The sequence below is a fragment of the Mesorhizobium sp. WSM4846 genome (assembly GCF_055811415.1).
The window spans coordinates 14,826-36,875 of record NZ_JBVVPZ010000030.1 but is presented as its reverse complement, the minus strand read 5'-3'; the positions used below and the strand labels follow the sequence as shown (position 1 = coordinate 36,875).

The following is a 22,050-nucleotide window of genomic DNA, read 5'->3' as shown; positions in this document are numbered from 1 at the left end:
GCATTATATATGATCGTTGCGAGCGAAAGGAAGACCGTCAGCGGCAATCGCTGTTCGCTTGGCGGCGACGGATTGGAAAAATATGATCGACGACGTCTACAATGCGAAAATTCTGGGGTTTGCCGGGAATATCGCGCGGATCGGCCGGCTCGACCATCCCGAAGCAACCGCGCGCGCGCATTCCAAGCTGTGCGGCTCGACGGTGACCGTCGATCTGAAGATGGATGACGGCATCGTCACCGATTTCGCCCATGACGTCAAAGCCTGCGCGCTTGGCCAGGCGTCGTCCTCGATCATGGCGCAGCATGTCATCGGGGCCAGCGCGGATGAATTGCGCAGCGTTCGCGAGACCATGCTGAAGATGCTGAAGGAAAACGGCGCGCCGCCGCAAGGCCGCTTCGCCGACCTCAGATATCTCGAGCCGGTGCGCGACTACAAGGCGCGCCATGCCTCGACCATGCTGACCTTCGATGCGGTGGTCGACGCGATCGGGCAGATCGAGAAGAAGCGCGCCGAACAGGCAGCGTAGCCGTCAAATGGCCACGGATCACACGCATCAGAGGCCGCGATACACACGCAACTGGCCAGGTCCCTGGCGCAAGACGCCCGGCCGAATTTTCGGCACCTCGCTCGTGCGTTTCTACCAGCTGACGCTGTCCGGCTTTGTCGGCAATTCCTGCCGGCATCTGCCGACCTGCTCCGAATACGCGCACGAAGCGATTGCCCGCCATGGGCTATGGGCCGGCGGCTGGATGGGTTTTTTCCGCGTGCTGCGCTGCGGGCCGGGCGGAACGCATGGCATCGACCGGGTGCCGGAGGTGCTGGCCGAGCGCTATGTCTGGTTCACGCCCTGGCGGTACTGGCGGATCGGAAAAAAGGATCCGGAAACCGATGCCGGTGGGGCGTAAGCTCTGCATATAGAGCAGGATCTTTACGATTTGCTAGGGTTAACCGCACGTTGCGTATTTAAGACAAAATCGAGACAAGACGCCTCGTTAAGCCGCTCCTGATAGCCATCAGGAGAGATTGCCAATGCGCCAGATAGACCGCCGTCCATTCGTTTTCGCAGTGGTTATCTACCTTCTGGCTTGGTTTTTGGGTTTTCCAATCCGCGCTCAATCGGCGCCGCTGGAGGAGGTCGAATGCACGCTGATCCTGGATGCTGCAAGCGGTGAGACGCTGTATCGGGACGGGGTCTGCGACCAGCGCTTCAGTCCCGCCTCGACTTTCAAGGTCCCATTGGCCCTGATCGGCTATGATTCGGGAATCCTGAGCGACGAGCACACGCCGGCCTGGGACTACAAGCCCGAGTTCAAGGCGGTGAAGCGGGACCGGAAAACCGTCGACCCGACGATCTGGGAAAAGGACTCGGTGTTGTGGTTTTCGCAGGAAATCACCCGCCGGCTCGGCAACGAGCGGTTTGCCGGCTACGTCTCGAAATTCGACTACGGCAATACCGATGTTGCCGGCATTGCCGGCAGGAATGATGGCCTGACCCGGTCCTGGGTGAATTCTTCGCTTGAGATATCGCCGGTCGAACAGGTGAGTTTCATGCGCCGGCTGCTTGCCGGCGAACTGCCGGTTTCGGCCAAAGCCCACGCGATGACCAGGGCGATCTTGCCGACCTTCCGGTCAGGTGACTGGACGGTGCAGGGCAAGACCGGGACCACCAGGCTTGGCGAAAGCGCCGACAAGCGCTCGCTCGGCTGGTTTGTCGGCTGGGCGAACAAGGATGCGCGCAGCATCGTCTTTGCCCTCCTGGTAATCGATACGAAACGTTCCGATACGCCGAAGGGTCCTCAGACGCGGACGATATTCCTGAAAGAGCTGCCGAATCTCGTCAGGTGACCCGTATCCGGCTTTACGACGCCGAAAACTGCCCATAAAAGACTGCCGCCGGACGCATCCGGCTTTTACTTTATGCATGTCGTCGGCCAAAAACCGCTGCACACTTTTGGGCGACATGCATTTCACCACCCGCGCTCGTTTGCGGGACTGGATAGGAGAATTTTATGCTGAATTCCGTTTCCCTGACATTTCCCGATGGCTCCGTCCGCGACTACGAAGGGGCGATGACCGGCGCCGGCCTGGCGGAATCGATCTCGAAGTCGTTGGCCAGGAAGGCGGTCGCCTACTCGATCGATGGCGTGGTGCGCGATCTTTCCGACCCGCTCGGCAAATCTGGCAAGGTTGAGATCATCACCCGCGAAGACCCGCGCGCACTGGATCTCATCCGCCACGACGCAGCGCACGTGCTGGCCGAAGCCGTGCAGGAATTGTGGCCGGGTACGCAGGTGACCATCGGCCCGGTGATCGAGAACGGATTCTACTATGATTTTGCCCGCAACGAGCCGTTCACGCCCGATGATTTCCCGGTGATCGAGAAGAAGATGCGCGAGATCATCGCGCGCAACAAGCCGTTCACCAAAGAGGTGTGGTCGCGCGAGAAGGCGAAAAAGATCTTTGCCGACAAGGGCGAGCGCTACAAGCTGGAACTGATCGACGCCATTCCCGAAGATCAGGACCTCAAGATCTATGCGCAAGGCGATTGGTTCGACCTCTGCCGCGGCCCGCATATGGTCTCGACCGGACAGATCGGCAGCGCCTTCAAGCTGATGAAGGTGGCCGGCGCCTATTGGCGCGGCGATTCGAACAACCCGATGCTGACCCGTATCTATGGCACGGCCTGGGCCGATCAGGCGCAGCTCGATGCCTATCAGACCATGCTGGAGGAAGCCGAAAAGCGCGACCACAGGAAGCTTGGCCGCGAGATGGACCTGTTCCATTTCCAGGAGGAGGGGCCGGGCGTCGTCTTTTGGCATGCCAAGGGCTGGAGACTGTTCCAGAACCTGGTCAACTACATGCGCCGCCGCCTCGACGAGCAGGGCTATCAGGAAGTCAATGCGCCGCAGGTGCTCGACAAGAGCCTGTGGGAGACGTCAGGTCACTGGGGCTGGTACCGGGACAATATGTTCAAGGTGACGGTTGCCGGCGACGACACCGACGACGACCGGATGTTCGCACTGAAGCCGATGAACTGCCCCGGCCACGTCCAGATCTTCAAGCACGGGCTGAAGTCCTACCGCGATCTGCCGGTAAAACTTGCGGAATTCGGCAATGTGCATCGCTATGAGCCGTCCGGCGCGCTGCATGGGCTGATGCGCGTGCGCGGCTTTACCCAGGACGATGCCCACATCTTCTGCACCGAGGAGCAGCTTGCCGACGAGTGCATCAAGATCAACGACCTGATCCTGTCGACCTATGCCGATTTCGGCTTCGACGAAATCACTGTCAAGCTGGCGACCCGCCCCGAAAAACGGGTCGGCACCGACGCGATGTGGGATCATGCCGAGGGCGTGCTGCAGGACGTGCTCGACAAGATCGCAGCGCGGTCGGGCAACCGGATCAAGACCGGCGTCAATCCGGGCGAGGGCACGTTCTACGGGCCAAAATTCGAATATGTGCTGAAGGACGCCATCGGCCGCGATTGGCAATGCGGGACCACGCAGGTCGATTTCAACCTGCCGGAACGGTTCGGCGCCTTCTACATCGGCTCGGATTCTGAAAAAAAGCAGCCGGTGATGGTGCATCGCGCCATCTGCGGCTCGATGGAGCGCTTCCTCGGCATCCTGATCGAGAACTATTCCGGCCATTTCCCGCTGTGGTTCGCGCCGCTGCAAGTGGTGGTGGCAACGATCACCTCCGATGCCGACGATTACGCGCAAAAGGTCGTCGCGCAGCTGAAGGCGGCCGGACTGCTGGCGGAAGCCGATCTTCGCAACGAGAAGATCAACTACAAGGTCCGCGAGCACTCACTGGCCAAGGTTCCGGTCATCCTCGTCTGCGGCAAGCGCGAGGCGGAGGAAGAGACGGTCAACATCCGCCGGCTCGGCTCGCGCGACCAGGAGTCGCTTGGCCTTGGCCAGGCAGTGGCAATGCTTGCCGAAGAGGCGGTGACGCCGGACCGCAAGCGCAGACGAGCGGCCTGAGTTCGGCCGGATTGTCGATGAAATGGCGGTGGAGCGATCCACCGCCATTCACATGCACGCCATTCACATGCCCGCCATTTCACACGCTTGTCACGCCGGCCTTGTAACGAGCAACATGCTCAAGCTGAAGATGCGCGAAAGACCGTTTCCGGAGCTTTCCTACGCCAGCCCGCATCAGCCGGCATTGACGCGCTGGTTCATCCACTCCATCGAAGGCCTGTCCGGCCGCGACCGCTTCGCGGCGCTCTATGATTTTTGGCGCCGCCATGTGGTGCCGAGCGGCGAGCGCGTGTTCAGCCGCATGCTGGAGCTGATCGATGTCAGGGTGCGGACCACCGGCCAATGGCCGCCGGAAAAATTGCGTGACACGCCGCTGGTGATCGTCGCCAACCACCCGTTCGGCATCGGCGACGGCATTGCGGTGCTGTCGCTGGCCGAGCAGCTTCAGCGCCCGTTCCGTGTCATGATCCACAAGGATCTGCTCAAGATCCGCGAGATGGAGCCCTATTCGCTGCCGATCGACTTTTCCGAGACCAAGGACGCGCTCAGGAACAACATGGCGGTGCGCCATGAGGCGGTGCGGCTGCTGAAAGACGGCGTCATCATCGTCGTCTTCCCCGCGGGCGGCGTCGCCACCGCGCCGAAAGGTTTTGGCCGGGCGCGCGACCTGCCGTGGAAGATGTTTCCGGCCCGTCTCGTTAGGGATGCCAAGGCGTCGGTTGTCCCAATGCACTTTTCCGGCCAGAACGGGCGGCTGTTCCACCTGGTCAGCGGACCCATGAACCTGGCCGAGCGTGACGGGCGCGTCGCGAAGTTCGTCGGCAGGGCTTCGCTGACGCTGCGTACTTCGCTGCTCATCCACGAATTCGGTCGGCTGTCCGGCAAATCGATCGACGTGCGCGTCGGCGACGTGCTGGGATGGGACGAACTGGAGCAGGTGGGCGACCGCAAGGCCTTGCTCGAGCGGCTTTACCGGGCTGTCTTCGATCTGGCTCCGGCCGATCCGCGCGGCCGCGGCCAGTTTCTGCCGCAACGCATGCGTAACGCGGCTTGATCGGCAATCATACGCTGCTGGACCGGTTCCCGCACAGGGTTCGGACGTCTAGTCCGCGCCTTCCTGAGGATCGATCGCCGAGGCCTCCGTGGCCAAAACCTGGATTTCCTGGTTCTGCCCGGCCACGACCGTAAAATCTTTCTGGTAGATGCGGTCGCGGTTCTTGGCGATGATTGTGTAGTCGCCCTCGGCAAGCACCATCGAAGCAAAGGCGCCGACGGTTTCCTGGATAGGATCGCCGGATTCGTTGAGCAACGACCAGGAGGTGTCGGCGATCGCCTCTCCGCCCGGCTCGCGCACCAGCTTCATGGTCATCTCCGCCGCACGATGCTCGACGGCCGCTTCGGTCAGCTTGCCGGCCTCGACGCGGATGTCGGAGCGGATGACCGCATTCACCGAGCCATAGGTCGAGACGACATGATAGACGCCCGCGTTCAGCCGCACGACGCTGTTCGGCTCGACGTCGGGTATGATCAGGGCGCGATCGTGATTGGCTTCGGCCTGGCCTTCATAGATCGAAAAGCGCAGTTTCTTCGGCGGTATGCGCACCCCGCCCGACAGCACGGCGTCGAGCTTGAGTCCACCGGCATCGAGCACGAGGCTTTCGCGCTTGGCGTCCTTGCCGACGGTGATGCGCTTTGTGGCGCCGGCCCGGCCGTAAGAGGCGTGGACCAGATAGCTGCCGGGCTCGAGCTGGAACACCGCGCTGCCGCCATGGGCGGAAGCGACCATCGGCAGCTTGCCGTCGCCGGTGGGGTCAGGCCTGAAGACGCGCCAGACGATGCCGCGCGTGATGTCGGCGCCCTTGTCGGTCAATTGCGCCGACAGCGTGATCGCCCCGCTGCTCCCCGCTGCCAGCGGTGCATCGCTTTTCGGAGGCGCATAGTTCGACATTCCGGGAAGTTTCAGATCACCGAGGCCGTCCGCATCCTGCGCGACGGCAAGCGAAACCGGCACCATCAACAGTGCGGCAGCGAGCCAGATCGGGAAAAGTCGCAATGTCCCCTCAAACATGGCTTGCCTTGAAGCCCAAGGCGGTGGCAATTTCAAGGCTTAAGAGTCCGATCAGATCCTGCTAGAGGGCTCTTTGTGCGGCGCGCCGCGCCAATGCCCGAGCCGCCCAATGTCCCGATGGTGCGCTTCAGCTCAAATTCCAAGGAGACTTGCGCCCATGGCGTCGCCGATCATCGACTTTCTGCTGACCCGAAATTCCGCGCCGATCCCGGAGTTGAAGGAACCGGCGCCCTGCGACGCTGACATCGCGACGATGATTGCCGCCGCCTCGCGGGTGCCGGACCACGGCCGGCTCGAGCCGTGGCGCTTCATCCTCTACCGGGGCGAGGCGCGCGTCGAGATCGGCAAGAAGCTGGCGGCACTTGCGGCGCAGCGCGAAGGGCCGTTGCCGGAAGGCCGCTACAACCAGGAACTGGCGCGGTTTTCGCGCGCGCCGCTGGTGATCGGCGTGGTGTCGAGCCCGAAGGAAAACCCAAAAATCCCGCAATGGGAGATGTTCCTGTCCGGCGGCATGGCGGCGATGAACCTGATGCTATCAGCCAATGCGCTGGGCTATGGCACCAACATGATCAGCAACTGGTATTCCGACGTGCCGGAGGGCAGGGCGATCCTGGGGCTGGCGCCGCATGAGCGGGTGGTCGGCTTCATCCATATCGGCACCTATCAAGGGCCGGCGCCGGAGCGGCCGCGGCCGGACCCGGCAAAGCTCTATGCCGATTATGCAGGGCCATGGGTGGGCTGAATGTTCTACGAGCCGGCAAAGGGACATGGGCTGCCGCATGACCCGTCCAAGGCGATCGTGGCGCCACGGCCGATCGGCTGGATCTCGACGGTGAACAGGGCCGGCGAGGTCAACCTCGCCCCCTATTCCTTCTTCAATGCGTTTTCGACGCGGCCCTTCATCGTCTGGTTTTCATCCGAAGGCGAGAAGGACAGCGCCACCTTCGCCGAAGAAACCGGCGAGTTCGTCGCCAATCTCGTCAGCCGCGATCTCGCTGAAAAAATGGTCCGCACCGCGGTCGATGCGCCGCGCGGCGTCACCGAATTCGACTATGCCGATCTCGCCATGGCGCCGTCGCGGCTGGTTGCGCCACCCCGCGTGGCGGCGGCGCCCGCGGCGCTTGAATGCCGGGTGACGGAGATCATGCGTCCAAAGGCGCTGGACGGGACACCGACCGGCGCCATCGTCGTCGCCGGCGAAGTCGTCGGTGTGCATATCGACGATGCATTCCTGAAAGACGGCATCTTCGATATCGTCAGGGCGGGCAATGTCGGCCGTCTCGGCTACATGGATTATGCCAGCGTCAGCGAGATATTCTCGATGCGCCGGCCTCATTGGGGAAAAGGTTAGGGCTGGGGAAAAGATCAGGCCGAAATCCCCGCCGCCCTGGCGCGTGCCAGAAGCCGCTCGGCCAGCTTGAGATGCGGCCGGTCGTACATCTTGCCGCCGATGCCGACGACGCCGGGATTTCCAGCCGCCTCGAATGCCTGGACGATTGCCAGGGAGTGTTTCACCGCCTCGGTCGACGGCGTGAAGGCGGCGTTGATGACCGGCACCTGCGCCGGATGGATCGCCATCTTGCCGGTGAAGCCGTCGCGCTCGGCCTCGGCGCATTCCGCCGCGAAGCCGGTCATGTCGCGAAAATCTGGGAAAACCGTGTCGATCGCCGCGACTTCCGCGGCACCGGCGGCGAGGATGGTCATGGTGCGGGCGAAGCGGAACACATCGGTGTAGCGGCCATTCTCGTCGCGGGCCGTGCGCGCACCGATTGCTGCCGAGAGATCTTCCGCACCCCAGGTCACGCCGACAAGTCGCGCACTTGCGTTGGCGTAGGTCGCAGCCGTCAGCACGCCGGCAGCTGTTTCGGTCATGATCGGCAGGATTTTTATCGCACCGTCCGGCAGCCCGCTTTCGGCCTCGTGCACCCTGAGCTTGGCCGAGAGCTGCTGGACATCCTGTCCGCTGTTGGACTTCGGCAGCATGATGCCGTCGGGTTTCACTGGCACGAGTGCCGCCAGATCCTCGTCGGTCAGGTCGGTCGAGAGATCGTTGATGCGGACATAGATCGCGGATCTGGTCTGATGCCTGTGTCCGGCGATGAAGCGAGCGGCGATATCGCGGCCCAAGGTTTTGTTTTGTGGCGCGACCGAATCCTCGAGATCGACGATGACCACGTCGGCGCCGGCGCCAATCGCCTTTTTCAGCTTCTTTTCCGAATCGCCGGGAACGAACAGCAGCGAGCGCACCGGTCAGGCCGCCATCTTCATCATCATCGCCTGCCTCGTGCATTTGGCGACGAGCACGTCGTTCTGATTGTAGGCACGGTGCTCGAATTCGACGATGCCGCGGTCCGGCTTCGACCTGGAGTCGCGCACCGACACCACCGTCGTCTCGACGCGGATGGTGTCGCCGTGGAAGACCGGATGCGGAAACACCGTCTCCTTCATGCCGAGATTGGCGACGGTGGTGCCGACGGTGATGTCGTTCACCGAAATACCGATCATCAGGCCCAGCGTGAACAGCGAATTGACCAGCGGCTTGCCCCATTCGCTCTTGGCGGCGAAGTCGAAATCGATGTGCAGCGGCTGCGGGTTCAGCGTCATTACCGAAAACAGCATGTTGTCGCTTTCAGTGACGGTTTTCCGCAGCGTGTGCCGGAAGACATGGCCGACGACGAACTCTTCCAGATAAAGCCCGGTCATGGTCGATCTCCTCCGCTGCCGCATCGCCCCGAAAAATCGGAATCGAGTTTTGGAAAGCACGATGCGTAGATTCAAAGTGTTAGCGTACTTTCCGAAACCGCGCACGTCGCCAGGCGCTGCATACTGCGCTGGGAAGCAAAGTTAACAAACAGGGGGCCAGTTAACAAAGATGGGCCAGTTAACAAACATGGTGAACCGTTCGTAAACCATTTCTGCCTACGGTCTTCACTGGGGCGGGAACGGACTCGGGCTAGGGCATAGCGGACGGCATGGTTGTTTCGCATTTCCTGAAATGGATTCATACGGCAAGGGTCTCTGAGCGCGCCGCGGCAGCAAGCGCATTGGCTCACGCCTACATCAATGCCGAGCTGCCTTTCGAGGATCGCTGCGCGGCGGAGGCGGCGCTGACGCTGCTGCTCGACGATGCCTCGTCGAAAGTGCGGCTGGCGATTGCAGAGGCGCTGTCGATGAGCCATCACGCGCCGCTGCAGATCATCAGCGCGCTGGCGTCTGATCAGCCGGAAGTCGCCAGCCTGGTGCTGGCACGTTCGCCGCTGCTTACCGATGCCGATCTGATCGACCGGGTTGCCGGTGGCCAGAAGGCGATCCAGAAACTGATCGCCGATCGTCCGCGCGTCTCCATGGCGGTCGCCGCCGCGATCGCCGAGATCGGCGAGCCGGAAGCCTGCGCCACGCTTCTCGCCAACAGCGGCGCCGACATCGCTTCGCTCAGCTTCCGCCGTATCGCCGAACGCCATGGCCATCTGCCTTCGGTGCGCGAAGCGCTGATATCGGATGCGCGCCTGCCCGCCGACTGCCGGCATATGCTGCTGATAAAACTTGGTGAAACGCTAAAAGGTTCGCCGCTGGTGCTGGCGCTGATGGGCCGTGCCAGAACCGAGCGCGTCATGCGCGACGCCTGCGTCAAGGCTTCCATGACGCTGATCGAAGGCACCCGCCAGGACGAACATGCGGCGCTCATCGAGCATCTGCGCCTGCGCGGCGACCTGACCGCAAGCTTCCTCATTCGCACCATCGCGCACGGCAAGGTCGATTTCTTCGGCTCGGCGCTGGTCGCGCTCAGTCAGCAATCCGAACAACGGGTGAGGGCGCTGCTGGCCGGCGGGCACGACGTGGCGCTGCAGGCGCTGTTCCGCAGCGCCGGCCTGGCCGCGGCCACGCACGCCATCACCCTGCGCGCGCTGAAGATCTGGCGCGAGGTCGCCAATGGCAAGCGCCTCGCCGGCGTCCAGGAAGTCAGCTGGCTGATGCTGAAGGAATTGGCCGGGCAGTCCGCCGAAGGCGATCTCGCCGGATTGGTCAAATCGATCCACCTCGATGCGCTGCGCGAAAACGCGCGCGGCCATGCGCTGGCGATTGCGGCGGCTTAGGCCTTATCCTTCACGGAAATCCGGGAACTCCGCATTCGACGCGAGCGGGTTAGCTCAGATATCCAGCACTTCCGTCTCGGCGAATTCCGCGCGTTCCTGGATGAAGCGGAAGCGGGCTTCCGGCTTGGTGCCCATCAGCGCGTCGACCGCATCCTTGGTCGCCGCCTCGGCGTCGATCACATCGACCCTGAGCAGCGTGCGCTTTCTCGGGTCCATGGTGGTTTCCTTGAGCTGGGCGGCCATCATTTCGCCCAACCCCTTGAAGCGGCCGATTTCGACCTTGCCGCGCCCGGTGAACTCGGTGCGCAGAAGTTCTTCCTTATGCGCATCGTCGCGGGCATAAGCGACCTTGCCGCCCTGGCGGATCGAGTAGAGCGGCGGCACCGCCAGGTAGAGATGGCCGTCGCGGACCAGGCTCGGCATCTCCTGATAGAAGAAGGTGATCAGCAGCGAAGCGATGTGGGCGCCGTCGACGTCGGCGTCGGTCATGATGATAACCCGGTCGTAGCGCAGATCCTGATCGCGGTATTTTGACCGCGTGCCACAGCCAAGCGCCTGGATCAGGTCGGAAATCTGCTGGTTGGCAGCCAGCTTGTCGTTGCCGGCGCTGGCGACGTTGAGAATCTTGCCGCGTAGCGGCAGCACTGCCTGGCTGGCGCGGTCGCGCGCCTGTTTCGCCGAGCCGCCGGCCGAATCGCCCTCGACGATGAAGAGTTCGGCGCCGGCCGCGGCATTCTGCGTGCAGTCGGCGAGCTTGCCGGGCAGCCGCAGCTTGCGCACCGCGCTCTTGCGCGAGACTTCCTTTTCCTGGCGGCGGCGAACCCGCTCGTCAGCACGCGCGATCACCCATTCGAGCAGCTTCGAAGCTTCCTGCGGGTTGTCGGCCAGCCAGTGATCGAAGGGGTCGCGGATCGCGGCCTCGACGATCCTGATCGCTTCGATCGTCGCCAGCCTGTCCTTGGTCTGGCCGACGAATTCCGGCTCGCGGATGAACACCGACAGCATGCCCGCCGCCGAGATCATGACGTCTTCCGAGGTGACGATCGAAGCACGCTTGTTGCCGACCAGCTCGGCATAAGCGCGCAGGCCGCGGGTCAAGACGTTGCGGAAGCCGGCCTCGTGGGTGCCGCCTTCGCCGGTCGGAATGGTGTTGCAGTAGGAATTGAGGAACCCGTCGCCGCCGAACCAGGTCACCGCCCATTCGAGCGAGCCGTGGCCGCCTTGCCTGTCGCTTTTGCCGGCAAAGATTTCGCGGGTGACCTGGAATTCGTCGCCGAGCGAGGCTTTCAGATAGTCCTTGAGGCCACCGGGAAAATGGAACTCGGCCTTGGCCGGCGTCGTGTCCTTCTCCTTGATCAGCGACGGGTCGCAGGTCCAGCGGATCTCGACGCCGCCGAACAGATAGGCCTTCGAGCGCGTCATCCGATAGAGCCGCGCCGGCTCGAAAGCAGCACCCTTGCCGAAGATCTGCTCGTCGGGATGAAAGCGTATCCTGGTGCCGCGCCGGTTATGCACCTCGCCGAGCTGTTCCAGGCCGGTCACCGGAACGCCGCGCGAAAAGCGCTGGCGATAGAGCTGGCGGCCGCGCGCGACCTCGACCTCGAGATGGTCCGACAGCGCGTTGACGACGGAGACGCCGACGCCGTGCAGGCCGCCCGAGGTTTCGTAGACCTTGCTGTCGAACTTGCCGCCGGAATGCAGCGTCGTCATGATGACTTCGAGCGCCGGCTTCTTGAATTTCGGATGCGGATCGACCGGAATGCCGCGGCCATTGTCGGTCACCGCCAGATATCCGTCGGCCGAAAGCTCGACATCGATGAAAGTCGCGTGGCCGGCGACCGCCTCGTCCATCGAATTGTCGATGACCTCGGCGAACAAATGGTGCATCGCCTTGTCGTCGGTGCCGCCGATATACATGCCGGGCCGCCGCCGCACCGGCTCCAGCCCTTCCAGAACCTCGATGTCGGCGGCACTGTAGCTCTCGCTGCCGTCGCGGGATGCCGGGCGCTTCGCCGCCTGCACCAGCGGGTCGGCCGGGCGTGCGGTGGCGCGAACCGGTTGCGGCTGCTTGTCCAGATTGCCGAAAAGATCGTTGCTGTCGTTCATGCTGGTCCTGGATTGCGATGCTGCGAATCACCACCCGATACTGCCACGCTTTTTGCGGGCAGGCGACGGAGGTTCCCGTTACGTTCGAGGATAGAGCCTCTTACTGCAAAACCATTCGACAACCAAGCGGCGGAAATGGGCCGAGGGCATCGACGCTTTGTAAACCTTGTCCGGAGGTTACGCCGGAAGGTTGGCCGAAAAAGGGTATTCGCGGATTGCTGCTGACCTAGAATGCGGCAGAACCCGAGAAGAGGCTGTCGCTTACGCATGTTGGATTACAGTTCGCTCCTGCTTGCGGCAGCGCTGTCGGGCACGTGCCTCAGCATCACCCTGTTTGCGATCTGGTGCACCGCGCCTCAGGCACGCTTTGTGCTGACGGTGGCGTGCGGCATTCTCGTGCTCGTCGCACATGTGGTCTTGTTCTGGCACTATGCCAAGCATCCCAGCCCCTGGCTTTGCCAGATTGTACTTGCGCTTCTCAGCCTGGGCCTTCTGACCCTCTGCCTGTCGGCCATGCAGTATCTCGGCGTCCACGACTACAGGCGCGCCATCTTGCCGACCCTGGCTGCGATGGCGGTTTGCGCAGGCGCGACGTCGCTGGGCTTTGACGGCGTCGGCTTCATCGTCACCTACGCGACGGTAACGGCGCTGCTCTCGCTTATCGGGGTGATGTTCTGGATCAAAGGTGGTCATGATCGCCGGATATTGCTGGTCGTTTCGTTCCTGAGCGGCGTCTGTGCGCTGTCCTTCGGACTTTGCGGCGCGGTCCTGCTGGTCAAGGGCCAATGGGTGCTCGGGGTTGCGCCCGACAACTGGGCCGAACGGTTGAATTCCGCCGTGGCGGTCGCCTGCATGACGGGGCTCGGCGCATTGACGCTCTCCCTGCATCATTTGCAGGCGCAGATCGAACTGAAGGCCGAGACCATGACCGACCCATTGACCGGGCTGATGAACCGGCGGGCGTTAACGGCATTCTACGGTGAGCGGGTTTTCGGCCCATTCATGTCTGTCGCCATGTTCGACCTCGACCATTTCAAGAAGACGAACGATGTATTCGGTCATCCGGTCGGCGATCAGGTTCTGCGCCGCTTCGCCGCTGTCATCAGAAAATACTCCAGGACCGGCGTCGACGCCTTCCGGCTGGGTGGCGAGGAATTCGTGCTGGTCATGTCGCGGATGACTGAAGAGAAGGCTTACGACATTGCGAGCAAGATCAGCGTCGCCTTCGGCACGGAAGTCGTCGCCACCCAGCTTGGTCCGTTGCGCAGCACAGTCAGTGGCGGCATCGGCTTTGGCGGGATGGATGGCACCAGTCTCGACAATGTGCTGGCCGAAGCCGACGCCGCACTGTATGCGGCAAAGCGCGCCGGGCGAAATCGCGTCGTCGCCCAGAACAAGGCGAGCAAGGCCGACGCGCCGGCCTTGCGTTCTGCCTGATTGAGGCTTCTATCTTCTTGTTAGACCATGATCTTGTCCGAAAACCGGATTCCACTTTTCGGGATCATGGTCTACTCCGCCGCCCCCAGATACTCCGACAGCGGCGGGCAGGAGCAGACGAGGTTGCGGTCGCCGGCGACATTGTCGATGCGCGACACCGGCGGCCAGTATTTGGCCGATGTGTCGGCATCGCCGGCCGGGTAGGCCGCCTCCAGGCGCGAATAGGGATGGGTCCATTGGCCGGCCAGCGCCTCGGCGGCGGTATGCGGCGCATTGACCAGCGGATTGTCGGCTAGGGGCCATTCGCCTTTCGCCACCTTGGCTGCCTCGCCTGATATCGCGATCATCGCCTCGCAGAAGCGATCGAGCTCGCGCTTGGGCTCGGACTCGGTCGGCTCGACCATCAGCGTGCCGGCGACCGGAAACGACATGGTCGGCGCATGGAAACCATAATCGATCAGCCGCTTGGCGACGTCGTCGACGCTGATGCCGGCACTGTCCTTGAGCACGCGGGTGTCGAGGATGCATTCATGCGCGACGCGCTCGTGCCTGCCCTTGTAGAGCACCGGGAAATGTGCTCCGAGCCGCGTCGCCACATAATTGGCGGAAATGATCGCCGTCTCTGTCGCCTGCTTCAGGCCCGAAGCGCCCATCATGCGGATATACATCCAGGTGATCGGCAGGATCGAAGCGCTGCCGAACGGTGCAGCCGACACGGCATGGCCCGAGCCTTCGGCGACGTGGCCGGGCAGATAGGGTTGCAGATGCGCCTTGACGCCGATCGGGCCGACGCCGGGACCGCCGCCGCCATGCGGGATGCAGAACGTCTTGTGCAGGTTCATGTGGCAGACGTCGGCGCCGATGTCGCCGGGGCGGGCGAGACCGACCAGCGCGTTGAGGTTGGCGCCGTCGAAATAGACCTGGCCGCCATGCTCATGGACGAGGGCGCAGAGGTCGCGCGCGCCTTCCTCGAAAACGCCGTGCGTCGAAGGATAGGTGAACATCAGCGCCGCCAGGTCTTGCGCATGCGCGGCCGCCTTGGCCTTCAAATCGTCCATGTCGATGTTGCCATCCTCGGTGCAGCGCACGACGACGACGTTCATACCGGCCATCGCCGCACTCGCTGGATTGGTGCCATGCGCCGATGACGGGATCAGGCAGACCGTGCGGTGAGCTTCGCCACGTGAGCGGTGATAGCCGCGAATGGCGAGCAGCCCGGCATACTCGCCCTGGCTGCCGGCATTGGGCTGCAGGGTCACCGCGTCGAAGCCGGTGATCTCCGCCAGCCAGGCTTCCAGCTCGTCGATCATGGCGCGGTAACCGGCCGAATGGCTTGCCGGGGCGAAGGGGTGCAAATTGGCGATATCAGGCCAGCTTACCGGCATCATCTCGGCGGCGGCGTTGAGCTTCATCGTGCAGGAGCCGAGCGGGATCATGGCGCGGTCGAGCGCCAGGTCCTTGTCGGCCAGCCGGCGCAGGAAGCGCATCATGTCGGTTTCCGAGTGGTTTTCGCGGAAGACAGGCTGCGTGAGAAACGCCTTGCCGCGCGGCCTTCCGGGCATGGTGCTGCCGACGGCTGCGCCCGCTTTGGCGCCGAACAGCGCCGCGATCGCCTCCAGATCGGCCTCGGTCGAGGTCTCGTCGAAGCTGATGCCGATGTGGTCGGCGTCGATGACGCGCAGCAATCGGCCGGTCTTTTCGGCAGCGGCGCCAATCGCCCCGGCTCTGCCTTTGACTTCCACCGTCACCGTGTCGAAGCGGCTTGCGCCAAGCACCGAGGTTCCTGCTGCCTTGAGACCGTCAGCCAGCCGGTTGGCCAATGCATGGATTCGGCCGGCAATCGCCTGCAGCCCGGCAGGGCCGTGCCAGATCGCATAGGCCGTCGCCATGTTGGCGAGCAGCGCCTGCGCGGTGCAGATGTTGGAGGTCGCCTTGTCGCGGCGGATATGCTGTTCACGCGTCTGCAAGGCGAGGCGATAGCCGGGCCGGCCCCTGCTGTCGGTGGACTGGCCGACCAGGCGGCCGGGCATCAGCCGCGTCAGCCTGTCGGAAACGGCGCAATAAGCGGCATGCGGCCCGCCAAAGCCCATCGGCACGCCGAAACGCTGCATCGGGCCGACGGCGATGTCGGCGCCAAGCGCAGCCGGCGCGTCGGTCAGCGTCAGGGCGAGCGGATCGGCAATGAAGACGACCAGCGCGCCGATGGCGCGGGCCTTCTCGATTGCCGCCCTGTGGTCGCCATAGATGCCAAACGTATCGGGCCAAGAGACCAGCAGAGCGGCTGTGTTGTCGTCGATCGTGTCACCGTCGACCTCGATGCCGAGCGGTTCGGCGCGGGTGCGCACGACGTCAAGCGTCTGCGGATGCGGCGTGCCGGCCAGCGCCACCTTGGTCCGCTTGTCGCGGTGGTGGCGTAACGCGATGCCGACTGCTTCGGCCACCGCCGTCGCCTCGTCGAGCAACGAGGCCGACGCCACCGGCAGCCCGGTCAGTTCGGTGACCAAGGTCTGGAAATTGAACAGCATTTCGAGCCGGCCCTGGCTGATCTCGGCCTGGTAGGGCGTGTAAGCCGTATACCAGGCCGGGTTCTCGAACAGGTTGCGCTGGATGACCGGCGGCACGTGGACGCCGTGATAGCCGGCGCCGATGAAGCTCTTCAAAACTGTATTTTTCGCCATTGTCGCTGACAGCTCGGCCAGCGCCTCGGCTTCGCTCGCCGGGGCCGGCAAGGCCAGCGGCCGGTCGAGCCGGATCGATTTCGGCACAGCCTGGCTGATCAGCGTCTCGACCGACGGAACGCCGATCGTCGCCAGCATGGCTCTGACATCATTGAGGCCGGGGCCGATATGGCGGGCCGAGAAGGGGTAGGGTGCTGCAGTCATCTTCCTGGTCCTGCTCTCTCAACCAATATGGGCTTTGTAGGCGGCCTCATCCAGGAGACCTTCGAGTTGGCTTTCATCAGCCAGCTTCATCTTCCACAGCCAGCCGTCGCTGGCCGCCGCCGAATTGACCAGGGACGGATCAGACGAAAGCGCGGTGTTGGCCTCGGTGATCTCGCCGTCGACCGGCGCATAGACGTCCGATGCCGCCTTGACCGATTCGACCACGACGGCCGTATCGCCCTTGGCCAGCTTTTTCCCAGGCTCCGGCAATTCGACGAAGACGAGATCGCCGAGTTGTTCCTGCGCGTAGTCGGTGATGCCGATGGTGGCGATACCGCCTTCGACGCGGAGCCATTCGTGATCTTCAGTGAAATAGGTCTTTGCCATGAAGTTCATCCTTTGCGGTAGCGATGCGGCGTGAAGGGCAGGGGATTGATAGCGACCGGGATTTTGGTCCCGCGAACGTCGGCGAAGAGTTTTGCGCCAGGTTTGGCCAGCGACGCATGGACGTAGCCCATGGCGACCGGATGGGCGGCCGAGGGGCCGAAGCCGCCGGAGGTGACGTGCCCGGCGGGATTGCCGTCGGCATCGAAAAGGGCAGCACCGGGACGCACCGGCTGGCGGCCTTCCGGCTTCAGGCCGACGCGTTTCTGCGTCGGGCCGCGCTCCAGGATTGAACGCAATGCGTCGGCGCCGATGAAAGCGCCAGAGGCGCGAACCTCCTTCGGGATCGCCCACATCAGCCCGGCGCTGGCCGGGTCGATCTCAGGCGTGATGTCGAGTCCGTGCAGGCACAGCCCTGCTTCGAGCCGCAGGCTGTCGCGGGCGGCCAGCCCAACCCACATCACTCGCTCGTCCTCGAGCAGTTTGGCGACGAGATTTCGCGCATCCGCTTCCGGCAGGCCGACCTCGAAGCCGTCCTCGCCGGTATAGCCCGAGCGGCTCATGAACCAGTTTTCGCGCGGCTCGAAGCCGTGCATGAACAGCAGCGATCCGGTTTCGATGCCGGCGCGCGACAGGGCGGCCCAGGCTTCGGGACCCTGGATCGCCAGAAAGACGCGGTCGAGTGCTTCAATCTTGGCGTCAAAGTCCCCCTTGGCATCAAAGTCGGCAAGCTCACGAAGGTGTTTTTCGTCGGCTTCAGCATTGCCGGCATTGGCGACGACCATGAAGCGTTGCCGGCCGAGCCTGGTGACGATCAGATCGTCGATGATGCCGGCCGCTTCATTGAGAAAGAACGTGTATTTGGACTGGGAAATCTCAAGCGCGCCGGCGTCGAACGGGCAGGCCCGATTGAGCAGTGCTTCAGCGCCCAAGCCACTGATCTCGAACAGCTTCATGTGTGAGATGTCGAACAGGCCGGCATGTTCGCGGGTATGAAGGTGCTCCTTCATCACGCCGGCCGGATAGGTAAGCGGCATCGACCAGCCAGCGAACGCGCCAAAGCGCGCACCGGCGGCCACGTGCAGGTCTTCGAGGGGAAGGTGTTTGGTGTCGTCGCCCGTCATGTCGTCTCCAGAGTCGCACGCAATCGGCCGCGAATGGCGACCAGTCCGTGCCCCTCTGTCTGAAGCCTGAGAGACTCGCGCCCCGTAACTCTGTCGGCAGCGCTTACACCTTCGGCGCGGGGCGAAAAAAGCCCCGACTTTCCAGAGTGTCTTTCCCGTCTACGGTTCTTTTTGCCTGAGAGATTTCGGGCGATTTCCCCTTCGGCGGCAGCTCTCGCTGCTCTCTCCCGCAAACAGGTAGGACTCAATTTGAGCCCTCGACCCGTCATCCATAGCCTGTCGGCGGCACCTTGTCACCTGCCAGCGACAGCTTACCGACAAGTCTTCGCTAACCACGCGGTTTGCCGGTTTCTCAAGGAACTGCCGATATGTTGGGTCCAAGTGACGTATGGATGGGAAACGAAATGGGCGAATTGAAGAGCGTTCCGGCGGCCGAGCTGGCCTCGAAAAATCGGGTCACAGCGGAAGACGTGGTCATGCTGCGCCGCGAGGTGTTCGGCGACGGGGTGGTGACGCGGAGCGAGGCCGAGGCGCTGTTTGCGCTTGACGCGATAGAAGGGGACAAATGCGCGGAATGGCCGGATTTTTTCATCGAAGCCATCACCGACCTCATCGTTCATCAGGAAAAGCCGGCGGGCTATATCTCGCAGGACAATGCCGACTGGCTGGTCCAAGCGATTTCGCGTGACGGCATGGTCGACAGCCTGACCGAACTCGAACTGCTCGTGCATGTGCTGGAAAAGGCGAAATCCTCGCCGAACGGGCTTTGCGCCTATGCGCTGGAGCAGGTCGCCCATGCCATCATCGACGGCAAAGGGCCGCTGATGCACGGCGGTAAGCTGGTTCCCGGGCTGATCGCCAAGGCTGAAGTCGAGCTTCTGCGCCGCATCCTCTATGCCTATGGCGGCGACGGCAACATTGCCATCACCCGCGCCGAGGCAGAGGTGCTGTTCAAGATCAACGAGCGGACCGCGGCAGCCAACAACGATCCATCGTGGAATGATCTGTTCGTCAAGGCGCTCGCCAATTACGTCATGTGCTCGGCCGGCTACGAAGCTCCGATGCGCGACGTGGCGCTGCGGCAAGATGCTTTCCTGGAGCAGGCCGATCCAGAGATCGGCGTTTTCTTCGGCCGCATGGTTTCGGGTGGCCTCGCCGGCATCATGAAAGCCTACTGCGCGCCGGGCGATATCGAATCCGAATGGGAATCGAAGAACAAGGCAGCCGAAGCACTGGCACGCCGCGCCGAAACGATCGACGCGTGCGAGGCGAAATGGCTGGCCGAGCGCATCGGCAGCGACCGGCCGCTGCATGAGAACGAGCGCGCGCTGCTGACACTGATCAAGCACGCCTCGCCGAAAGTCCATCCGGTGCTCAAGCCGCTGATCGACCAGCTCGCTTGAGCAAAGCACCAAACACTGATCGGAAATGGCGAAGCTATGGCGTCAAATGCCGCCGTACCAGTCGTAGCCATTGTCCTCCCAATAGCCGCCCCTGCCGCCGCCGATAGCGGCGAAACTGTCGACCAGTTCGATCCGGCGGAGATACTTTGGCATCTTGTAGCCGATCTGGCGCTCGACGCGGACGCGCAGCGGCGCGCCGTTCTCGACCGGCAGCGGCTTGCCGTTCAGGCCAAAGGCAAGGATCGTTTGCGGGTGACGGGCATCGATCAGGTCGATCGAGCCGTAGTATTTGATGTCGCCGGACAGGCTGCGGTCGATCGTGTCGAGGCAATGGAACACGACGTAGCGCGCCTGCGGCTTGACCACCGCCTGATCAAGCACCAGCGACATCGGCGTGCCGGTCCATTTGGCGATGCAACTCCAGCCTTCGACGCAGTCATGGCGGGTGATCTGGGTGCGGCTTGGCATGTTCATCAATTGCTCACGGGTCAGCGACAGCGGCTTTTCGACGAGGCCGGAAACCTCGAGGCGCCAGTCGGCGAAATTGTTGGCGAGCAGGCCCCTGTAGACATCGTCGCCCGGCGCGGTGACGCCGTTCGGCCGCTGCGGCTGGCGAATGTCGGCTTCGGTGAATTCCGGCGCCAGCGAATCCCCGGCGAGCAGGCGCTGCGCGCGCCAGGTCAGGCCGTTGGCGCCTTCAAGGAAATTGCGCAGGCCGTTGCCGACGCGAAGCTGGCTGTCGAAGGCATCGCAACCCGACAGCATGATGCCGGAGACGCCGAGGCTGGCCGAGGTCAGGAATTTTCTGCGGCTGATCACAAACTTCGCCATCTCACGCACTCCTCTGCGGCGTCCTGCCGCCATGCGCCGGCGGATCGGTTCGGTACCAGCCGGTGATGATGGAACGCAGCTCGTTGATCGGCCCGGCGGCGAAGATCATCAGCATATGGATGATGAAGAAGGCGACGAGCAGCAGCATCACGACGAAATGGATGGTCCGCGCCGTCTGCCGGCCGCCGAGCAGATCGTTAAGGAACGGCAGCGCCGCATTCATGCTCGGCGACATGGCAAGGCCGGTGATGATCATCAGCGGCAGCAGCACGAACATCACGCCGCCATAGGACATCTTCTGCAGCGTGTTGTATTCGCGCGTGTGGTGAAACTTGAATTTGGCATGATCGACGATGTCTCGCGGCAAGCGCCTGAGATCGCCGATACGAGGGACAAGATCGCGGCGCAGATGACCGTTGATCAGGCTGGCGACCAGCCACACGACCAGGGTCGTGGTCAGTATCCAGGCGAAGAAGAAATGGACGATTCGGGCGGTGCCGAGGTCGTAATAGGAGGGGATCGTCGCCCACGACGGGAAGGCGCGGGACGTCTCCCGACCCGCCGGCCCCGACCAGCCGAGCACACCGGTTGTGTCGAAGCGCTTGCCGAAGATTTCGGTGTAGCCCCGCGGGCCGTTTGCGGTGTTCTCGGCGCCGATGGCGAAGATGGTATTGTTGTACGCAAATCCAGACTCCTTGCCGATGTAGAGCTGGGGGCGGGCGTTGAAGATCTGCAGGCCGGAAAGCAGCATGAAGAACAGCGAAATGGCCCAGAGCCAGTGCGTCAGCCGCGTCCAGCGCGACTGCCGATAGATCAGCGTCGCATCCTTCGGCGCGGCGGCATCTGGCCCGACGGTGGATTGGCTCCTGGCAACCGATTGCATTTTTTGCATTCTCCCGGCCGTTCAGTCGGCCTTTGCGATCGTTCTCCTCCCAATACGCTGCCAGCCAAAGCGATGTTTCATCCGATCACGGAATTATTACGGCCCGCCCGATACTATCAGCTCCCGAAACTGACGGCGAGGTTGACCGCGGCGGCGACGATCACTGTATTGAAAAAGAACGACACGATCGAATGCAAAAGCACGATGCGACGCATTTGCGTGGTCGAGACCGCGGTATCGGAGGTCTGCGAGGTCATGCCGACGGTGGTCGAGAAATAGAGGAAATCCCAGCCGTCCGGCTGTTCCTTGCCGGGAAACACGAGGCCGCCGACGGGCTTTTTCTGCTTCGATTTGATGCCGGTGTCGGTCTCTTCATCGTTGACCCAGTAAACATGCGCATAATGCAGCGCTGTCATGGCGTGGATGGTGAACCGGCCGAGCGGGATCGACAGCAGCGCAAAGGTGAGTTCGGCAGGGTGCGCGCTGCGCTCGCGATTGATCATTTGGAACAGCGAGATAACGGCGACGGCGACGACAATCAGCGTCACCGCAAAGATGACCAGCACCGGCTGGTCGGTGGCGCGGGCATTCTTGCTCAGATAACGGCCGGTGAGCAGCGGTATCTGGGCGACGACAATGACGGTGTAGGCGGCGAAAAACGCATTGGCGCCGATCGAAAAGGCGAGCGGAGCACGCAACAGCAGCGCGATCGCCAGTGCCACCACACCGATGCAGGCCGACACCGCGAACTGCATGTGGCGGTGCAGTGGCTTCCTCAGGGGCAGCTCGGTCGTCATGGCCCGGCCTCTGATGCGGTCCGTCTTCTACACCGCCGCTCGTTCTCTAAGA

20 protein-coding genes and 1 riboswitch are annotated in these 22,050 nt (G+C 63.0%); of the genes, 10 read left to right on the top strand and 10 right to left on the bottom strand.

Annotation, left to right across the window (positions count from 1 at the left end; genetic code table 11):
* Window positions 1–82 precede the first annotated feature (82 nt).
* The 5 genes from AC0L15_RS22645 (at window position 83) to AC0L15_RS22625 (ending at window position 5,043) form a co-directional block, all read left to right on the top strand.
* Window positions 83–529, top strand: coding sequence for an iron-sulfur cluster assembly scaffold protein (locus tag AC0L15_RS22645; protein WP_473497126.1), 447 nt, complete (start codon window positions 83–85; stop codon window positions 527–529).
* 7 nt (window positions 530–536) lie between these two features.
* A complete protein-coding gene (yidD, locus tag AC0L15_RS22640; RefSeq protein ID WP_287122820.1) occupies window positions 537–908 on the top strand; it encodes a membrane protein insertion efficiency factor YidD in 372 nt (123 codons plus the stop codon).
* A 124-nt stretch (window positions 909–1,032) separates the two neighbouring features.
* Window positions 1,033–1,848, top strand: a complete 816-nt coding sequence (gene blaOXA, locus AC0L15_RS22635) for a class D beta-lactamase (protein ID WP_287247923.1) — start codon at window positions 1,033–1,035, stop codon at window positions 1,846–1,848.
* Window positions 1,849–2,012: 164 nt separating this feature from the next.
* The gene (thrS, locus tag AC0L15_RS22630) at window positions 2,013–3,989 is read left to right on the top strand and encodes a threonine--tRNA ligase (RefSeq protein WP_473497124.1); all 1,977 of its coding nucleotides are present in this window, start codon (window positions 2,013–2,015) and stop codon (window positions 3,987–3,989) included.
* A 115-nt stretch (window positions 3,990–4,104) separates the two neighbouring features.
* The gene (locus AC0L15_RS22625) at window positions 4,105–5,043 is read left to right on the top strand and encodes a lysophospholipid acyltransferase family protein (RefSeq protein WP_473497122.1); all 939 of its coding nucleotides are present in this window, start codon (window positions 4,105–4,107) and stop codon (window positions 5,041–5,043) included.
* A gap of 48 nt (window positions 5,044–5,091) precedes the next feature.
* Here the strand turns inward: AC0L15_RS22625 and AC0L15_RS22620 are convergent, their stop codons facing one another.
* Entirely contained in the window at window positions 5,092–6,057 is a 966-nt protein-coding gene (locus AC0L15_RS22620) for a hypothetical protein (protein ID WP_027156267.1), read from the bottom strand.
* A 157-nt stretch (window positions 6,058–6,214) separates the two neighbouring features.
* Between AC0L15_RS22620 and AC0L15_RS22615 the strand changes: the two genes are divergently transcribed.
* Together AC0L15_RS22615 and AC0L15_RS22610 are read left to right on the top strand one after the other, a co-directional pair.
* The gene (locus AC0L15_RS22615; RefSeq protein WP_236392268.1) at window positions 6,215–6,799 is read left to right on the top strand and encodes a nitroreductase family protein; all 585 of its coding nucleotides are present in this window, start codon (window positions 6,215–6,217) and stop codon (window positions 6,797–6,799) included.
* Entirely contained in the window at window positions 6,800–7,408 is a 609-nt protein-coding gene (locus tag AC0L15_RS22610; protein WP_287213186.1) for a flavin reductase family protein, read from the top strand.
* Window positions 7,409–7,422: 14 nt separating this feature from the next.
* Here the strand turns inward: AC0L15_RS22610 and AC0L15_RS22605 are convergent, their stop codons facing one another.
* Together AC0L15_RS22605 and AC0L15_RS22600 are read right to left on the bottom strand one after the other, a co-directional pair.
* A complete protein-coding gene (locus tag AC0L15_RS22605; RefSeq protein WP_287247919.1) occupies window positions 7,423–8,304 on the bottom strand; it encodes an HpcH/HpaI aldolase/citrate lyase family protein in 882 nt (293 codons plus the stop codon).
* A 3-nt stretch (window positions 8,305–8,307) separates the two neighbouring features.
* The gene (locus AC0L15_RS22600; protein ID WP_353813084.1) at window positions 8,308–8,784 is read right to left on the bottom strand and encodes a MaoC family dehydratase; all 477 of its coding nucleotides are present in this window, start codon (window positions 8,782–8,784) and stop codon (window positions 8,308–8,310) included.
* 245 nt (window positions 8,785–9,029) lie between these two features.
* Between AC0L15_RS22600 and AC0L15_RS22595 the strand changes: the two genes are divergently transcribed.
* Window positions 9,030–10,151 (top strand): DUF2336 domain-containing protein, encoded by a 1,122-nt coding sequence (locus AC0L15_RS22595; protein WP_473497119.1) that lies wholly within the window; start codon window positions 9,030–9,032, stop codon window positions 10,149–10,151.
* Window positions 10,152–10,205: 54 nt separating this feature from the next.
* Here AC0L15_RS22595 and parE read toward each other — a convergent pair whose 3' ends face one another.
* Window positions 10,206–12,257, bottom strand: a complete 2,052-nt coding sequence (gene parE, locus AC0L15_RS22590; protein WP_236374409.1) for a DNA topoisomerase IV subunit B — start codon at window positions 12,255–12,257, stop codon at window positions 10,206–10,208.
* Window positions 12,258–12,524: 267 nt separating this feature from the next.
* Between parE and AC0L15_RS22585 the strand changes: the two genes are divergently transcribed.
* Window positions 12,525–13,694 (top strand): GGDEF domain-containing protein, encoded by a 1,170-nt coding sequence (locus AC0L15_RS22585; RefSeq protein WP_287062852.1) that lies wholly within the window; start codon window positions 12,525–12,527, stop codon window positions 13,692–13,694.
* Between the two features lie 71 nt (window positions 13,695–13,765).
* On the opposite strand, the gene gcvP is transcribed toward AC0L15_RS22585, so the two are convergent.
* The 3 genes from gcvP to gcvT are packed head-to-tail and all read right to left on the bottom strand — an operon-like array spanning window position 13,766 to window position 18,084.
* Window positions 13,766–16,576: an aminomethyl-transferring glycine dehydrogenase gene (gene gcvP, locus AC0L15_RS22580; protein WP_473497116.1), complete on the bottom strand. Its 2,811-nt coding sequence runs from the start codon at window positions 16,574–16,576 to the stop codon at window positions 13,766–13,768.
* 18 nt (window positions 16,577–16,594) lie between these two features.
* On the bottom strand, window positions 16,595–16,963 hold the full coding sequence (gcvH, locus tag AC0L15_RS22575) for a glycine cleavage system protein GcvH (protein ID WP_027156276.1): 369 nt from the start codon (window positions 16,961–16,963) through the stop codon (window positions 16,595–16,597).
* A 5-nt stretch (window positions 16,964–16,968) separates the two neighbouring features.
* Window positions 16,969–18,084: a glycine cleavage system aminomethyltransferase GcvT gene (gene gcvT, locus AC0L15_RS22570; RefSeq protein ID WP_287247910.1), complete on the bottom strand. Its 1,116-nt coding sequence runs from the start codon at window positions 18,082–18,084 to the stop codon at window positions 16,969–16,971.
* A gap of 152 nt (window positions 18,085–18,236) precedes the next feature.
* Window positions 18,237–18,324, bottom strand: a riboswitch (glycine riboswitch).
* A 164-nt stretch (window positions 18,325–18,488) separates the two neighbouring features.
* Here gcvT and AC0L15_RS22565 point away from each other — a divergent pair.
* Window positions 18,489–19,487 carry a hypothetical protein gene (locus AC0L15_RS22565; RefSeq protein ID WP_473497114.1) on the top strand — a complete coding sequence of 333 codons (999 nt, stop codon included), beginning with the start codon at window positions 18,489–18,491 and terminating at the stop codon, window positions 19,485–19,487.
* A gap of 42 nt (window positions 19,488–19,529) precedes the next feature.
* On the opposite strand, the gene AC0L15_RS22560 is transcribed toward AC0L15_RS22565, so the two are convergent.
* The 3 genes from AC0L15_RS22560 to AC0L15_RS22550 form a co-directional block, all read right to left on the bottom strand.
* Window positions 19,530–20,318 (bottom strand): molybdopterin-binding protein, encoded by a 789-nt coding sequence (locus tag AC0L15_RS22560; RefSeq protein ID WP_473497112.1) that lies wholly within the window; start codon window positions 20,316–20,318, stop codon window positions 19,530–19,532.
* Window position 20,319: 1 nt separating this feature from the next.
* Window positions 20,320–21,201, bottom strand: a complete 882-nt coding sequence (locus tag AC0L15_RS22555; protein ID WP_473497110.1) for a cytochrome b/b6 domain-containing protein — start codon at window positions 21,199–21,201, stop codon at window positions 20,320–20,322.
* 116 nt (window positions 21,202–21,317) lie between these two features.
* Window positions 21,318–21,998, bottom strand: a complete 681-nt coding sequence (locus tag AC0L15_RS22550; RefSeq protein WP_287247904.1) for a DUF1345 domain-containing protein — start codon at window positions 21,996–21,998, stop codon at window positions 21,318–21,320.
* Window positions 21,999–22,050 lie beyond the last annotated feature (52 nt).

Coding starts and splice junctions, on each gene's coding strand:
- AC0L15_RS22595 (WP_473497119.1), top strand. CDS start 9,030: ATGGTTGTTTCGCATTTCCTGAAATGGATTCATACGGCAAGGGTCTCT.
- AC0L15_RS22585 (WP_287062852.1), top strand. CDS start 12,525: ATGTTGGATTACAGTTCGCTCCTGCTTGCGGCAGCGCTGTCGGGCACG.
- AC0L15_RS22565 (WP_473497114.1), top strand. CDS start 18,489: ATGGGCGAATTGAAGAGCGTTCCGGCGGCCGAGCTGGCCTCGAAAAAT.
- AC0L15_RS22560 (WP_473497112.1), bottom strand. CDS start 20,318: ATGGCGAAGTTTGTGATCAGCCGCAGAAAATTCCTGACCTCGGCCAGC.
- gcvT (WP_287247910.1), bottom strand. CDS start 18,084: ATGACGGGCGACGACACCAAACACCTTCCCCTCGAAGACCTGCACGTG.
- thrS (WP_473497124.1), top strand. CDS start 2,013: ATGCTGAATTCCGTTTCCCTGACATTTCCCGATGGCTCCGTCCGCGAC.
- AC0L15_RS22550 (WP_287247904.1), bottom strand. CDS start 21,998: ATGACGACCGAGCTGCCCCTGAGGAAGCCACTGCACCGCCACATGCAG.
- parE (WP_236374409.1), bottom strand. CDS start 12,257: ATGAACGACAGCAACGATCTTTTCGGCAATCTGGACAAGCAGCCGCAA.
- AC0L15_RS22645 (WP_473497126.1), top strand. CDS start 83: ATGATCGACGACGTCTACAATGCGAAAATTCTGGGGTTTGCCGGGAAT.
- AC0L15_RS22625 (WP_473497122.1), top strand. CDS start 4,105: ATGCTCAAGCTGAAGATGCGCGAAAGACCGTTTCCGGAGCTTTCCTAC.
- AC0L15_RS22600 (WP_353813084.1), bottom strand. CDS start 8,784: ATGCGGCAGCGGAGGAGATCGACCATGACCGGGCTTTATCTGGAAGAG.
- AC0L15_RS22615 (WP_236392268.1), top strand. CDS start 6,215: ATGGCGTCGCCGATCATCGACTTTCTGCTGACCCGAAATTCCGCGCCG.
- gcvH (WP_027156276.1), bottom strand. CDS start 16,963: ATGGCAAAGACCTATTTCACTGAAGATCACGAATGGCTCCGCGTCGAA.
- blaOXA (WP_287247923.1), top strand. CDS start 1,033: ATGCGCCAGATAGACCGCCGTCCATTCGTTTTCGCAGTGGTTATCTAC.
- AC0L15_RS22610 (WP_287213186.1), top strand. CDS start 6,800: ATGTTCTACGAGCCGGCAAAGGGACATGGGCTGCCGCATGACCCGTCC.
- AC0L15_RS22620 (WP_027156267.1), bottom strand. CDS start 6,057: ATGTTTGAGGGGACATTGCGACTTTTCCCGATCTGGCTCGCTGCCGCA.
- AC0L15_RS22555 (WP_473497110.1), bottom strand. CDS start 21,201: ATGCAATCGGTTGCCAGGAGCCAATCCACCGTCGGGCCAGATGCCGCC.
- yidD (WP_287122820.1), top strand. CDS start 537: ATGGCCACGGATCACACGCATCAGAGGCCGCGATACACACGCAACTGG.
- gcvP (WP_473497116.1), bottom strand. CDS start 16,576: ATGACTGCAGCACCCTACCCCTTCTCGGCCCGCCATATCGGCCCCGGC.